The sequence below is a fragment of the Phaeovulum sp. genome (assembly GCF_041596715.1).
Classification (GTDB): domain Bacteria; phylum Pseudomonadota; class Alphaproteobacteria; order Rhodobacterales; family Rhodobacteraceae; genus UBA6213.
This window is the reverse complement of record NZ_JBFHIA010000056.1, coordinates 1-14,639: the sequence shown is the minus strand read 5'-3', so window position 1 is coordinate 14,639 and position 14,639 is coordinate 1. Positions and strand designations below refer to the sequence as shown.

15 protein-coding genes are annotated in these 14,639 nt (G+C 61.5%); 3 read left to right on the top strand and 12 right to left on the bottom strand.

What is annotated here, in order from left to right; all coding sequences use genetic code 11:
* Window positions 1–109: 109 nt before the first annotated feature.
* Window positions 110–1,801, bottom strand: a complete 1,692-nt coding sequence (locus ABY403_RS05760) for an acyl-CoA dehydrogenase (protein WP_372839774.1) — start codon at window positions 1,799–1,801, stop codon at window positions 110–112.
* A 107-nt stretch (window positions 1,802–1,908) separates the two neighbouring features.
* Here ABY403_RS05760 and ABY403_RS05755 point away from each other — a divergent pair, with 107 nt between their 5' ends.
* Window positions 1,909–2,865 (top strand): L-threonylcarbamoyladenylate synthase, encoded by a 957-nt coding sequence (locus ABY403_RS05755; RefSeq protein WP_372839773.1) that lies wholly within the window; start codon window positions 1,909–1,911, stop codon window positions 2,863–2,865.
* Here ABY403_RS05755 and epmA read toward each other — a convergent pair.
* Window positions 2,862–3,926 (bottom strand): EF-P lysine aminoacylase EpmA, encoded by a 1,065-nt coding sequence (gene epmA / locus ABY403_RS05750; protein WP_372839772.1) that lies wholly within the window; start codon window positions 3,924–3,926, stop codon window positions 2,862–2,864. The genes ABY403_RS05755 and epmA overlap by 4 nt on opposite strands.
* A gap of 108 nt (window positions 3,927–4,034) precedes the next feature.
* Between epmA and efp the strand changes: the two genes are divergently transcribed.
* Entirely contained in the window at window positions 4,035–4,601 is a 567-nt protein-coding gene (gene efp, locus ABY403_RS05745) for an elongation factor P (RefSeq protein ID WP_372839770.1), read from the top strand.
* Between the two features lie 6 nt (window positions 4,602–4,607).
* Here efp and ABY403_RS05740 read toward each other — a convergent pair whose 3' ends face one another.
* Both ABY403_RS05740 and ABY403_RS05735 read right to left on the bottom strand, forming a co-directional pair.
* The gene (locus ABY403_RS05740; protein WP_372839769.1) at window positions 4,608–5,450 is read right to left on the bottom strand and encodes a glycosyl hydrolase; all 843 of its coding nucleotides are present in this window, start codon (window positions 5,448–5,450) and stop codon (window positions 4,608–4,610) included.
* Between the two features lie 338 nt (window positions 5,451–5,788).
* Window positions 5,789–6,730 carry a LysR family transcriptional regulator gene (locus ABY403_RS05735; RefSeq protein ID WP_372839767.1) on the bottom strand — a complete coding sequence of 314 codons (942 nt, stop codon included), beginning with the start codon at window positions 6,728–6,730 and terminating at the stop codon, window positions 5,789–5,791.
* Window positions 6,731–6,819: 89 nt separating this feature from the next.
* Here ABY403_RS05735 and ABY403_RS05730 point away from each other — a divergent pair, with 89 nt between their 5' ends.
* Complete coding sequence (locus tag ABY403_RS05730) at window positions 6,820–7,263, top strand: cupin domain-containing protein (RefSeq protein WP_372839766.1); 444 nt, start codon at window positions 6,820–6,822, stop codon at window positions 7,261–7,263.
* A 57-nt stretch (window positions 7,264–7,320) separates the two neighbouring features.
* Here the strand turns inward: ABY403_RS05730 and ABY403_RS05725 are convergent, their stop codons facing one another.
* From ABY403_RS05725 to ABY403_RS05690, 8 genes are all read right to left on the bottom strand, one after another.
* Window positions 7,321–8,307 carry a Hint domain-containing protein gene (locus ABY403_RS05725; protein WP_372839765.1) on the bottom strand — a complete coding sequence of 329 codons (987 nt, stop codon included), beginning with the start codon at window positions 8,305–8,307 and terminating at the stop codon, window positions 7,321–7,323.
* A 150-nt stretch (window positions 8,308–8,457) separates the two neighbouring features.
* A complete protein-coding gene (locus ABY403_RS05720; protein WP_372839764.1) occupies window positions 8,458–9,186 on the bottom strand; it encodes a hypothetical protein in 729 nt (242 codons plus the stop codon).
* A 236-nt stretch (window positions 9,187–9,422) separates the two neighbouring features.
* Window positions 9,423–9,515 carry a DUF2474 domain-containing protein gene (locus ABY403_RS05715; RefSeq protein ID WP_372839762.1) on the bottom strand — a complete coding sequence of 31 codons (93 nt, stop codon included), beginning with the start codon at window positions 9,513–9,515 and terminating at the stop codon, window positions 9,423–9,425.
* Window positions 9,515–10,519 (bottom strand): cytochrome d ubiquinol oxidase subunit II, encoded by a 1,005-nt coding sequence (cydB, locus tag ABY403_RS05710; protein WP_372839760.1) that lies wholly within the window; start codon window positions 10,517–10,519, stop codon window positions 9,515–9,517. The genes ABY403_RS05715 and cydB overlap by 1 nt, the downstream gene beginning before the upstream one ends.
* Window positions 10,520–10,522: 3 nt before the next feature.
* Window positions 10,523–11,941: a cytochrome ubiquinol oxidase subunit I gene (locus ABY403_RS05705; protein WP_372839758.1), complete on the bottom strand. Its 1,419-nt coding sequence runs from the start codon at window positions 11,939–11,941 to the stop codon at window positions 10,523–10,525.
* 282 nt (window positions 11,942–12,223) lie between these two features.
* Window positions 12,224–13,432 carry an MFS transporter gene (locus ABY403_RS05700; protein WP_372839757.1) on the bottom strand — a complete coding sequence of 403 codons (1,209 nt, stop codon included), beginning with the start codon at window positions 13,430–13,432 and terminating at the stop codon, window positions 12,224–12,226.
* 132 nt (window positions 13,433–13,564) lie between these two features.
* Window positions 13,565–13,972, bottom strand: coding sequence for a GFA family protein (locus tag ABY403_RS05695; RefSeq protein WP_372839756.1), 408 nt, complete (start codon window positions 13,970–13,972; stop codon window positions 13,565–13,567).
* A gap of 309 nt (window positions 13,973–14,281) precedes the next feature.
* The coding region (locus ABY403_RS05690; protein ID WP_372839754.1) for an HAD hydrolase family protein at window positions 14,282–14,639 on the bottom strand (358 nt) is incomplete at its 5' end.

The window sequence follows — 14,639 nt, the reverse complement described above, 5'->3', positions numbered from 1 at the left end:
GGCAGCGGCAACCGCATCCAAAGCACCCCAGGCGCGATTTCGCGCACCGCCCCATGCGCGGGCGGTTCCGTCCAAGGATGGTGCACCGGCGCGCCGCCGTCAGGGGCGATCAATGCGCAAGATCCTCGGGCGACAGTGCGAACAGACCCTCGGCGCCTTCGCGCGCCTCGGCCAGCGCGGCGGCGTATTGCGGCATGAGGCGGCGAATATACACCGCCGCCAGCGCGCTGCGCGGGCCCTTGCCACCCTCGGCCACGGCGGCCCGAAGGTGGTAATGCCCCCCCAGAATCCGTGCAAAGGCGCGAAGGTAAGGCACGGCACCCGCAAACCGGTCTTCCATGCCCTGCGCCAGCAAAACCTCGGTCGCCTCTCGCAGCGTTTCCGCCGCAGCCCAGACATCGCCCGCAAGCTGTGGCAGCATTGCGCGCGCGGCCTCGGCATTATCCTCGACCTCTTGCAACAAGCGGAACGCCGCCTCGCCGCCGTCCATCATCTTGCGGCCCACAAGGTCCATGGCCTGAATACCGTTGGTGCCCTCGTAAATCGCGGTCACCCGCACATCGCGGTAAAACTGCGCCGCGCCGGTTTCCTCGATATAGCCCATGCCGCCGTGCACCTGCACGCAGGTCTCTGAAACGGCCATGCCCACATCGGTGCCATAGGCCTTTGCAATTGGCGTCAGCAGCGCAGACCGCGCGGCCCAGTCAGCCTCGCCAGTCGCGCGCCCCATATCCAGCGCCACCGCGCAGCCAAGCGCGATCGCGCGGGCCGCAAAGACCTCGGCCTTCATCGTGGCCAGCATCCGGCGCACATCGGCGTGGTTGATGATCGGGCCCATCTGGTTGCGCTCGCGCGCATAGTCGAGCGCCATCTGATAAGCGGCCTCGGCCACGCCCACGCCCTGCACCCCCACGGCAAGGCGGGCGTTGTTCATCATCGTGAACATCGCGGCCAGCCCCTTGTGTTTTTCGCCCACCAGCCAGCCTTTTGCGCCTTCATAGGCCATCACGCAGGTCGGCGAACCGTGCAGCCCCATCTTGTGTTCGAGGCTCACGACCTTGAGCGTATTGGCGACACCGGGGTTGCCATCGGCGTCGGGCAGAAACTTCGGCACCATGAACAGGCTGATACCGCGCGTGCCGGGGCCACCGTCAGGCAGGCGCGCCAGCACCAGATGGCAGACGTTTTCGGTCAGATCGCTATCGCCCCATGTGATAAAGATCTTTTGCCCGGTAATCGCATAGCTGCCATCGTCCAGCGGCTCTGCCTTGGTACGCAGCGCCCCCACATCGGTGCCCGCCTGCGGCTCGGTCAGGTTCATCGTGCCTGACCAGACACCCGAAATCAGCTTGGGCAGATAGAGGTTCTTGATCTCGTCGCTGGCGTGATGTTCCAGCGCCTCGATCTGGCCTTGGGTCAGCAGCGCGTTGAGTTGCAGCGCCAGACAGGCACCCGACATCATGTCGTTCACCACCATGTTCAGCGTTTGTGGCAGGCCCATGCCGCCATGCTCGGCCGAAGCCGCAACCGCAACCCAGCCGCCATCGGCGATTGCCGAGAATCCGGCCTTGAAACCGGGGGCAGACCGCACAACGCCGTTCTCCAACCGCGTCGGGGTCTGATCGCCCACACGCGACAGCGGTGCCAAGGCCTCGTCGCACATCCGCCCCGCACCTTCGAGAATGGCCTCCACCATGTCGGGCGTCGCTTCGCCAAAACGCTCGGTCGCGGCAAGCGGCGCCAGCGGCACCACGGCATCGAGTATAAAGCGGAACTCGCCCACGGGCGATTGATATGGCATGGCTTCCTCCCTCGCTCGCGCCTTGGCATCAGGGGCCGGGGCGCGTATGGCATTACCCAAGACTAGCCCATGCCCGCCGATGCGGCACCATCAACGCAGCGTCACGAATGAACGAAGCATATGCAACCCGATTGATTGCCCCAGATACCGCAGGCTTGGCCGAAGCGGCTGCGCTGTTGCGCGCGGGTGAATTGGTCGCACTGCCCACAGAAACCGTTTACGGGCTGGCTGGGGATGCACGAAACGACCGCGCCGTTGCGCGGATATTCGAGGCCAAGGGCCGCCCACGTTTCAACCCGCTGATCGTGCACCTGCCAGACATTGCGCAGGCGCATGCCTTCGCGCGGTTTTCACCCGATGCCGAACGGCTGGCTGATGCCTTCTGGCCCGGCCCGCTAACACTGGTGCTGCCGCTGCGCGAAGATGCTGGCCTTTCACCGCTCGTCACCGCAGGCAATGACAGCGTGGCGATCCGCGTGCCCGCACACCCCGTGGCGCAGGGGTTGTTGCGCGCTTTCGGCGGCCCGCTGGCTGCGCCCTCGGCCAACCCTTCGGGCAAGGTCAGCCCGACGCGCGCGGCGCATGTGCTGGCGGGGCTTGGCGGGCGCATTGCCGCGGTGATCGATGGCGGGGTCTGCGCCGTTGGGCTGGAAAGCAGCATCGTGGCACTTGACCCAACACGCCTGCTGCGCCCCGGCGGGTTACCTGCAGAGGCGATCGAGGCTTGCCTCGGCGCAGCCTTGGCGCAGGGGGCCGACCCTGCCAAACCGCTTTCGCCTGGCCAGCTGGCCTCGCACTACGCCCCCGCTGCGGGCTTGCGGCTACACGCAAAGGCACCGCACCCCGGCGAGGTCTGGATCGGATTTGGCCCGTGCCCCACCGCTGCGCTGAACCTCTCGCCCACGGGCGATCTGGTGGAAGCGGCAGCCAATCTTTTTCATGCGCTGCGCGAGGCGGATGCGCTGGCCGGGCCCGGTGGGCAGATTGCAGTTGCACCAATCCCTGAATGCGGGCTGGGGCGCGCCATCAACGACCGGCTGCGCCGGGCCGCCGCACCGCGCTAGGTGCCCGCGACCGGGGTCCAGATCACATCGCTGATCCGCGGCGCGCCGGTGGCCAGCATCACCAACCGATCAAAGCCCAGCGCGATGCCGCTTGCCGCGGGCATGATCGCCAGCGCCGCAAGGAAATCTTCGTCCAGCGGGTAGCGCTCGCCATAAACGCGGGCCTTTTCGTCCATCTCGGCGGCAAAGCGGCGGCGCTGTTCGGCAGCGTCGGTCAATTCGCCAAACCCGTTCGCCAGTTCGACCCCGCAGGCGTAAAGCTCGAACCGTTCGGCCAGCCGCGCATCATCCGGCACGCGCCGCGCCAGTGCCGCCTCGGCGGCGGGGTATCGGTCAAGAATGGTGGCGCGGCCAAGCCCAAGCATCGGCTCGACCTTTTGCACCAGCGCGCGTGACACCATGTCGGACCATGTATCATCGACCGCCACGCGCAGCCCTGCCGCGCGCATGGCGCGGGCCATCGCCTCGCGGTCAGGCGTGCCGTCGGGGGCAAGTGTTGCCAAAAGATCAAGGCCCGCATGGCGCTCGAATGCCTCGGCCACGCTCAACCGTTCGGGTGCCGCGAAGGGGTCGCAAACCTGCCCGCGATAGTGCAATTGGCTCGCGCCGGTCGCCTCGGCCGCAAGCCGCAACATCGTTGCGCAGTCGGCCATCAGCGCCTCATAGCCCTCGCCCGCGCGATACCATTCCAGCATCGTAAACTCGGGGCTGTGCAGCGGCCCCGCCTCGCGGTTGCGCCAGACATGGGCAAAAGCGGCGATCCGCGCCTCGCCCGCCGCAAGTAGTTTTTTCATCGCAAACTCGGGGCTGGTGTGCAGATACATCCGCCGCGCCACGCCATCGTTGCCCACCGCCTCGGTGGCAAAACCGTGCAGATGCGCCTCGTTGCCGGGGCTTACCTGCAAGGCCACCGGGTCCACCTCGGTAAAGCCCTCGGCCGCAAGCCACCCCCTAAGCGCCGCTTGAACGCGGTTACGCGCCAGAAGCAGCGGGCGACGGTCTGCGTGGCGCACGGGTGCCCACCAGGGCGAGGAACCGGGATTTTCTGCGTTTACGACCATTGGAAGCGCGGCTTTCGGCTGGAGATTTGGGGAAACATACGCTAGTTGCAGGGCCAAAGCCCGCGCCTCTTACGCCGCGGATATCGCAATCGCAAGGAATGGTACCCCGTGAAAGTCATCGCTTCATCGCTTCGCAAGGGCAACGTCGTCGAATTGGATGGCAAGCTCTACATCGTGCTCACCGCCGAAAACTTCCATCCCGGCAAGGGCACCCCGACCACCAGCGTCGACATGCGCCGCATTTCGGACGGGGTAAAGGTCAGCGAGCGTTGGCGCACCACCGAAATGGTTGAAAAGGCCACGGTGGACGAACGCGAATATGATTTTCTCTACGCCGATGGCGAAGGCTACCACTTCATGAACCCTGACAACTACGAGCAGGTCTCGGTCAGTGAAGACGTGGTGGGCGACAGCAAGGTGTTTCTGGTCGAAGGCATCAAGGTTTTCCTGAAAACCTTTGAAGGCGTGGCCATCGCCATCGAACTGCCGCAAAAGGTGACGGTCGAGATCGCCGAGACTGAACCGGTCGTAAAAGGCCAGACCGCCTCGTCATCCTACAAGCCCGCGATCTGCACCAACGGGCTGCGCGTCATGGTGCCGCCGCACATCGGCCCGGGCACCCGGATTGTCATCAGCACCGTTGATAACGCCTATCAGGAACGCGCCAAAGACTGACGCGGCCTACGACCCGTTGCTGGCCACTTGCAACGAGCTCGAACGGCGCAGTGCGCGCTCGAATGCTTCGCCCACGGCGGTCAGCCGCAGGTTGTTATCCAGCAGGTTGACCTCTGGCGTGCTACCCTGCCAAGGGTATGGGTTCGCCGCAAACCATGCATGGCGTTCCACGAAAGTTAGCCCGTCCATCATCGCAATCGCGGCCTCGGCGAAGGCCGCGTTGCGCTCGTAACTGGCCGCAGCGGGCTGGCTCCAGTCAATAAAGGCAAACTCGGTCACCCAGATCGGGCGTCGGTATTCGGCATATACAGCCTGTAGCCATGCCTTGAAGGCCGCCACGTCGCCATCGCGCGAATAGTAGTGCACGGCCATGAAATCGACTCGCAGCCCGCGCGCCTCGACCTCGTTCATGAAGCGCCGCTGCCAGCTTGATGCGCCCAGCGTGCCGCCTTGCGTTGTTGCGGGGCTGCCAAGGCGCAAACCGCGCGCCTCAAGCTGCGGCCAGAACGCGGCGGCCTGCGCGGGGCTCAACCCCGACTGGTGGCTGCCCGGCCCATCGGGTTCGTTGAACCCAAGCAACGCCTGCACGCGCGTGTCGGAATCGATACGTTTGTTCAGATCATCGGCCCCGTGGATCATCGGCACGAACTCTACAGACCGCGAAAGCCCCGGCTCGTGCACGATTTGATCGGTGCGCCAGTTGTAATACCAACCGAGCGCGGGCGCGCGCTCGATCCATTCGAGCATCGTGTAACGCGGGTTTTCCCATGCCCCGATGCCCGCCTTCTGCGCAAAGGCTGCGGTAGCGATCATGGAAAGGAATATAGCAAGAATGATCCGTTGTATCATCTGTCCCTCGCAGGTTTTCGCGTTATATGCCTGCGAATCATGGAGATTTCGTGTCCCTCAAATGGCGTTTGCACATGGGCGTCGCGCTGAAAGCAGATATCTTGGCCACGGTGTTCGTGCGCACCTTGCGTTGCCGTAAACAACGGCGGCTCGCATTTACTGACGGGCGGCGATCTGCCGGGCAAGCCTCGCCCTTCTAGCGTGGCAATGAAAGATTGCCCATGTGGCGAGATTGTCCAGATCACTTGGCGAGCAGTTTCTTGCCGCCAGTAGCTCGGCTGCTCGCACGGCGCAGCCCTGCACCTTCGTTTGAGGCACCTTAAAGCGAAGCTAGGCGGTTAACTGTCTTGCTGGTTCAGCGTACCAAGCACTTCGGCCACGACACCGCGAAACCAGCGGTGCGCCGCTGTTGCCGTGCTGCGCTTGTGCCATAACATGCAGATGTCGGCCGCTGCCAAGGGCATTGGGGGCTGATAGGTATTCAAGCCCAGCAACGGTGCCATTCGCCGCGCCAGTTGCTCGGGGACCAATGCCACAAGGTCGCTTCCCGCCACGGCAATGCACACGCCCGAAAAGACCGGCATCGTCATCACCACACGGCGGGTGCGCCCGATGCGGGCCAGTGCGGCATCGCCCATGGCCTTCAGATTTCCCTCCGGCGAAAACACCACGTGCCCAAGATCACAAAACAGATCAATCGGCACCACATCGCCCGGGCGCAGGCCCGAACGATCAAGCCTCGGCTGCCCCTTGCGCGCGATCATCACGAAGCGAGATTGAAACAGGATTTGATGCTCGCTCCACGTCGGAAACTCGGTCTTTGGAACCAGCGCCAGATCGACGCCCTCGCGCTCAAGAATACCGACATAGCTGTTGGGCAACAGATCCACCAATTGCACCTGCATTTGCGGGGCCCGGCGCGCCAGAATATCGGCCAGCCGTGGCATCAGCATCACCGCAAAGAAATCCGATGCGGCAACCTTGAAACTTTGTGCAACGCCCGAAGGGTCGAACTCGGCCTGCCGCAGAAGCAGCGCTTCCAGATCATCCAGAATCGATTTGAGCGGCACCTCTAGGCTGCGCGCAAAGTCGGTCGGCACGATCCGCTGGCCTTGGCGGACAAACAGCGGATCATCAAGCGCGCCACGCAGACGGCCCAGTGCCGCAGAAACCGCAGATTGCGATAGCCCAACCCTTTTCGCCGCCCCAACCGTCGATTGCTCGGCCAAAAGCGCGCTCAGAACGCGGAGAAGGTTGAGGTCAAGCGTTCGTATATTCATGCGATCAATATAGACTATGCCGAACATTCGTTTCACGAATTATTATCAGTGGCGGATCATGAGGGCCTCTCTTACGAAAGGGTGTTCAAATGAACCTGCACTCCGCCCCCGAAACGATAGAATGGCAGGGCACCAGATATCGGACCCTGCTTCCCGCCTCGCAAACCGGGGCGCGCCTCAGCATTTTCGAAAGCCTCGATCAACCCGGCTACGGCCCACCGCGCCATATCCACAAGACCGAGGACGAGACTTTTTACGTTCTGGCCGGTGAGGTGGAGTTCTGGTTGGAAGGCCAGACCACGCGGCATGGCCCGGGCGAGGTTGTGTTTGTGGAACGCGGGCGCCAGCACACATTCCGCGTGCTGGGCGAAATGCCCGCGCGGATGGTAACCGTGATGACGCCGGGCGGCTTCGACGGTTTCTTTGCCGAAATGGCAAAGGGGCGCTACCGTATCCCCGAAGACATGGCGCAGATCGCCGCCATTGGCGCGAAGTATAACCTCGAGTTTACCGGCCCACCCTTGGGCCACTAGCGGCTGGTTGCCGTATTTCGCCTGCGCTGGCGCATCAGCCCGAAAGAAGCCCTGTTTTCAGGCCGCAAGGCACTGCGCAACCCGCGCGCGGATCAGCGGCCTGACCGGCATCGCGGAAGAATGGCGTTGCCATTCAGCTTCGGACAATACGGCCCTCAGATCCTGATGCATGTGTTCAGAAACGGCCAACATCGACTGATCGCCAAGAAAAAGGCTTTCCGACAGCAGGCCGCTGGTGTTGACGATCTGATGGCTGTCCAAAAGCAGATGGAAATACGAGACTTCAGAGCAGGCTGTAACTTGCTGGATCGTCGTGCCGTTCACCAAGGATTTGATCGGCACAAGCACTTCACTCTCGGCAAAACAAAGCTCGGCCTGCCACCCAGAGACGAGAACACGGTGGTTTGGGGAAAGAACGACATCCTTTTCAGGGCAGCCCGGCCCAAAGGCATCACGTTTGACCCGCACGGGCCTCAGGTTGGCCCAGCGCCGCAAATCCAGCGCGCCCAGATCGGTTCGGCCCAGCCACCTTAGCGGCACAAAACCGGCATCAACGGTGCGCACCGCATCGCCAATGTGCAGCGTTTCGACTGCCCTAAAACCCCTGCGCGTTTTGATCTCGGTGCCTTTGGCGAAGCAGATGATGATCGGCGAGTCGGGGGCGGTGAAGTCTTTTTCGTTCTTGTCCTTTGCATGGACGTAGCCCGAATAGGTCTGACCGTCAGCGCCGATGTAATCGAACGTGTACTCGTCTTCTTCTTTTGGATCGACATATCGGTTGAAGGCCCCCACCAGACGAATGGTGTCTGAAGGATCATAATCGAAGATATCGATATGCAGGTCGTCTTGGCTGAAGGTCGACAGGTCGATGATGACCGTGTCAGCCTGTGAATCGTTGATGAACTCGATCTTTATCTTGTCAACATTTTCAGTCGGGTCGGCAACGACCGTGACAGTACCCCCGCCCGGAATGTTGATTTCCAGCGTATCGTCTTTGCCAAGAACGACGGTCGTCCCGCTCTGGGTGACCTTGATGGTTGCCATGCGCCTGCCTACTGCTGCCTGCATCTACGGCAGGCTTTGGAAGCAACTTAGCGCCTTTGCGCAACAGTGGCAATCATGTGGCGCAACAAAGGCTTACACAGCCCGCAAGTGTGATGAATATTGCTCAGCGCGCGCCTTGACCCGCGCTTTTCAGGCCATTGCCGGGCAGAAACTTTCGGGCATCGCGGCGACGCGCCGCATTGCGGCCCGCTTTGGCAGACCCATCTCGTCCATCAGCACCGCAGCCCCGGACAAGCCCGCCACCACAACCTCCATCAAGGGCCGCCGGTCGGCACTGGCTTTGCTAAGTGTCAGCAGAACGGCTTTCTGCTGGCGCGCCTTGGCCCGCGTTGCAAGCCATGCGTTGAGGTCGTTCGAACACGCGGCCCGCTCTGCCGGCGCACCGCGCTGTTCAAGCTGCCAGCCTTTCAAATTGGGGCTGTCGCTTGAAAGGTATTGGTGCAGGTTCTTGACCGCGCGCTTGCCAAATGCCGCAACCTCGGTGGGAAACCGGATGCCGGTCCTTGCACCTGTCTTGCTAAGTTCCACAAACAAAACGGGCTGCGCGGCCCAGTTGCCAGATGGCTCGCCAAGCGCGATTTCCAGCCAAAAACGGTCCGGTCGGGTGCGCAGCCGCGTGGTTGAATGGATTTCGGGAAGCGCGCGGTATGCAACCGCCCCTTTTGGTGCCAACCGCCGCACCAACACATCGCCTATCAGATCAAGCGCCGAAGCGGCTTTTCTGATCGCATGGTGGTCGGAAGACCGCATGACCTCGTCGTGACGATCCTCCAGCGGCCAGATCGCATAGATCAACCCCAGATCGGTGTCGCACCAAGTCCTCTGTGCCAGTTTTGCGATCAGGTTCGCGGTCTGCATCAGGCCTCCCACAGGTCTTCACTCAACAACATGGTGAAGATGTGCGCTGCAATTTCGGCCTGAATTGGTTGCATTGGTGGCTTTTTGGGGCGCACGGCCGCGCGCCCCGCCTTGATTGCGGCGCGCAGGCACGGCGGTTCGCGCCCGTGCAACGGGGCAGTGCGCGCCACAAGGCATTCACCCGAAAGATCTGTTTCTTTCGCCAACCGCGCCAAAGCGTGAAGCGGCGCAAAGTGCTACATCAGCACCACGCGGATCAGATAAGCGATCATCCCCACCACCCCGACGCCGGCAAGGTAAAGCGCAAGAAACCACAGCCAGCGGCGCATCAGTGATATCCGTCGCCCGGTCTAACCTTGGCGCGGAACACCCAGTAGGAATAGCCGGTATAGGCCAGAACCATCGGCAGCAATACGACCGCCCCCACCAGCAAAAAGCCCAGCGAGCTGTCAGGGCCCGCGGCCTCTGCAATGGTCAGCGACGGTGGCACGAGATAGGGGTAAAAACTGACCCCGAGCCCCGCGAACGACAGCGCGAAAATCGCCACCGTCGCCAGAAACGGGCGCAGATGGTCGTGGTCGCGCAGCCCAGCCCACAACTGCCATATGGCCAGCGCCAGCAATATCGGCACGATCGCGCTCCAGATACCCGAGGGCCATCCGAACCAGCGCGCCAGATATTCTGGCCGCAGGAAAGGCGTGGCTATGCTGACAGCGCCGATAAGCGCAGTCAGCGCGATACCCAGTGGCAAGGCAAACCGCTGCGCACGCGCAAGTGTTTCGCCCTCTGTCTTAAAGATAAGCCATGTCGCCCCCAAGGTGGCGTATCCCACCACCAGCGCCACGCCGGTCAGCGCAGAAAAGGGTGTAAGCCAGTCCCAGTTACCACCGCCATAGGCGCGCCCTTCAACCGTGATGCCCTGCACCAACGCGCCAAGCGCCATGCCTTGCGCAATCGCGGCAACCAGCGACCCGCCCCAAAAGCCGAACTCCCAGAACCCTTGCATCCGTTTGGTCCGGTGCACGAATTCAAAGGCAACGCCGCGAAAAATCAGCCCCAGAAGCATTGCGATAATCAGCGGATAAAGCCCCGGCATCACGATGGAATAGGCCAGCGGAAACACCGCAAACAGGCCACCGCCGCCCAGCACCAACCAGGTCTCGTTGCCGTCCCAGACCGGGGCGATGGTGTTCATCGCCAGATGGCGTTCTTCGCGGTTCTTCAGGAACGGGAACAGGATCCCGATGCCCAGATCGAATCCGTCAAGCAGCGTATAGGCCAGAACGGCAAAGGCGATCAGCCCGGCCCAGATGAAGGGAAGGTCTAGTTCCATGGCTCATTCTCCCTTCGCCACATGCGGCGCATGCGGGTTCGCGGCAACAGGTGTGATGCCCGCAGCCCGCACGACGCCGATATGGTCGATGTCAACGCCGTGATCGGGCCGCTTGCCCATCAGGCGCATCACGTAAAACGTTCCAGATCCGAAAACGAAAAAGTAAACCACGATGAAGGCCACCAGTGAGGCGCTGACCGCATCGGCCTGCAAGGGGGCCACGCTGTAGCTGGTGCGCAGCAAGCCCTGAATGGTGTAGGGCTGGCGCCCAACCTCGGTGGTGATCCAGCCACAAAGCACCGCCAGAAAGCCCGACGGGCCCATCAGCACAGCGGCGCGGTGCAGCCAAGGCGCATCATAAAGCCGCCCCTTCCATCGCGCCCATGCAGACCAAAGCCCAAGCCCCATCATCGCAAAACCAAGCGCGACCATAAGCCGGAAGGTCCAGAAGATGAGCGCCGATTTCGGACGCTCCTCTTCAGGAAAGGCATCAAGCCCCAGCACTGGCGTGCTTAGGCTGTGCGTGAGGATCAGCGAGCCCAGATACGGTATTTCCAGCTTGTAGCGCGTTTCGCCCGCTTCATCATCCGGCATCCCCAGCAAGATCAGCGGTGCTCCGCCCTCGGGGAAGCTTTCAAAATGCCCCTCCATCGCGGCGATCTTGGCGGGTTGGAACGCAAGCGTGTTGATCCCGTGTTCGTCGCCTGCAAATATCTGAATTGGCGCGACAATCAGCGCCATCCACATCGCCATCGAAAACATGATCGCGGCGCTTTTATTGCCGCGTTCGCGCAGCAGGTGCCACGCGCCGACGCCGCCCACAACGAAAGCCGTCGTCAGATACGCGGCAAGCACCATGTGCACCATCCGGTAAGGAAAGGACGGATTGAAGATGATCGCCCACCAATCCTCGGGAACGAACTGCCCCACGTCGTTCACACCGTAACCCGCGGGGGTCTGCATCCAACTGTTCGCGCTCAAAATCCAGAAGGCCGACATAAGCGTGCCCAGGGCCACAATCGCGGTCGCCGCCATATGGAGCCGCTCTCCCACCTTTTCGCGCCCGAACAGCATGATGCCAAGAAAACCAGCCTCAAGGAAAAAGGCCGTCAGCACTTCGTAGCCAAGAAGCGGGCCAAGAACGGGACCGGATTTATCAGAGAACACCGCCCAGTTGGTGCCAAACTGATAAGACAGCACGATACCCGACACGACCCCCATGCCGAATACGACCGCAAAGATCGTTTTCCAGTATTCGAATAGCTTCAGATAGGCCGGTTCTCGTCGCCAAAGCCAAAGCCCGTTCAGCACGGCAAGAAAGCTTGCAAGCCCGATCGTGAACGCGGGAAAAATGATGTGCGCTGATACGGTAAAGGCGAACTGGAATCGAGCCAGATCGATTGCAGATATGTCGCTGAGCATGGCGAACCCCAAAGCTGCGTGGTCTCACCCGTCGCTGAAATCATCGGCGGACATTTCACCGTTCAGAGCATCGTCATGCACAGAAAGAAGAGCACTTCATTCGATCCCTGCGGGAACGGTTTCTCTGCTCGGTATTTTGGACGCATCAAGGCTAGGCCCCCTGCCAGCCATTGTCCATCCGCAGGGGCGCTTGCAATTCGGCATTGCACTGACCGGTTGGCTCGGGCTGACAATCGCGCGGCGTGTGCGCCGCAAGCGGTATGCGGTAATTCGGGCGCTGCCCTAGCTGTGGTTTCGCAGCATCGCCGCGCGCAGCGCAACCAGAACCATGATGACGCCGCCACATACGAATGCCGCGCCAATCGATGCGACCGAGGCTACGAGGGCCCCTATGAATGGCGCAGTCAAAAGCGCCATGGTGTTGGCCGCCTCACTCAGCGCAGTGACCCTGCCGATGGATTTTTCGGAAACCGAGTTTTGAACGATTGCTCGAAACGGCACGACGGTCATCGCCGAAAAAAACCCGACGATTGCAAAGGCCGAAACGAACACCGCGATGCCCACCTTCTGCGCGGCCATCTCGGCCCCGCCGAGTGAAGCGACCGTGACGCCCGAAACCAAGGAGCCAAGCGCGATCCAGCGGAAAGGGTATTTGAACTCCCGTAGCAGGCTCAGGGTAACCGCACCGACCACGCCACCCGCGCCAACCGCGGCAAGCGACAGGCCAAGATCGGTCTGCGTAAAACCAAGATCCCGGGTCAGCGGCGCAACCAGAGTGTCATAAAAGAACACCGCAAAATAGCTCGCGGCCATCATCCAAAGCGAAACCCGCAAAGTGGTTTTCGTGACGACTTCCTTGAGGCCCTCCCTGATGCTTGCCAACATGCCCGGCGCGACCTCGCCATCCTGTGCGGCAACCGTGCGGATCGGGGCCATGCGCAGCACGAATCCGGCTGCAACGAATGACACCACGGCATTCAGCAAGAAAACGCCCTGCGGCGAAACCCAGATCAACAGCCCGCCGCCGATGGCGGGTGCCACGATCTTTGAGGCCTGATTTATCGCATGGCTTAACCCATTCGCGCGAGGTCGACCTTCCGGCGCGACCAGCGCCTGAATCGCGGCCTGCTTTGCGGGCGTGAAAAAGGTATCAACTGCACTTCTCGTCGCAATCAAGACCATGAGCAGTTGCCAGTTCGGCGCAAAGAAGAAGCTTGCGGTAACAATGCCCCGGCCAATATTGGCCCAGATCATCACGTCCTTGGCGTCCATGCGGTCCACCAACACGCCCGCAAATGGGCCGACGAAAAGATAGGGAAGCCCCATACTCACCGCCAGCAATGCAAAAACAAATGGGTCCGCGCCCCACGAAAAGGCCAGCAAGGCACCTATGGCGACAAAGTCCAGCCAATCGGCAAAGTCCGCCGGCACTTGTGCCGCCAGTAACTTTCTAAGTTCAGGGTTCGATCGCGCGTCTGAAGTTCGGGTCATCGAGGATGCCTGGAAGATGCATTCAGATGGCATCGCGGGGCGGTGCCGCACCAGAACGCCGTATGCTAGAAGAACAAAATCTTGCGCCACCGCAACAGGAATTAGCGGCACCTTCCCCTTGCCGAACACCAGCTAGGCCGGAAGCCCGCTGATTTGCTTCACATCCTCAAGCCCATCGGCCCAGTCCGCACGGTCGGCGTAGCAGATATGCGCATCGGGCCGCATGCTGATCGGGCTGTCCAGCGCCCCCGCAGGCACAATCACAAAAGCGCCGTTCATCTGAATCGTCGGCAGCGCCGACCCGCATTGCGCACAGAAGCTTTTTACATGCCGCGTTCCAGAAGGTTGAAACGTCTTGACGTTTTCCTGCCCTGCCAGCCATTCGATCTCGGCCTTCGAAGAAAACAGGTTTGCTGCATGCGCCGAACCGGTATCCTTGCGGCAACGCGAGCAGTGACAAAGGTAAAAACTCTCGAACGCGCCGTTGACCCGAAACTTGACGGCACCGCACAGACAACTTCCTGACGCGAGGTATTTCATTGGAAATGGCCTTTCATCCTTGATCGTAAACGCGATTGCAAAGCCTCTACGCAAAGACAAATCGGGCAGGCATTTCTCTAGGACTGCTCGGAAAGATAGTCAAACTGGGCTCATTACCGATATGCGGCACCGCCGAGAATCGCCCCCCGCGCGCATGCACCTGCACCGAAATATTGTCCCGCGACTGTTCGACCTTTGGTACCGCGCAACCGGGGTCTTTCGTAAAACAGACGAGAGGGTGGTTACAACGTCACCACCAGCCTGAGCAATTACGCAGCAAATCCGGCCCAACCGAACGCTGATATCACGTCAACCTTCTAGCTCTGGGTTAAAACGCAGCAGGCGCAGCGCGTTCAGGGTTACAAGCACGGTGGCTCCGGTATCTGCCAGAATGGCGATCCACAGCCCTGTGATCCCAAGCACGGAGGTCACAAGAAAGACCGCCTTCAGACCCAGCGCCAGCGTCACGTTCTGGCGTATGTTTGCCATAGCCGCCCGCGCCAGCCGGATTTGCGCGGGCACATCCGTCACGCGGTCGCGCAGAATGGCTGCATCTGCGGTTTCCAGCGCCACGTCGGTACCCGATCCCATCGCCACGCCGACCGATGCCTGTTTCAGCGCGGGCGCGTCATTGATGCCGTCACCGATCATCATCACATGGCCCTGC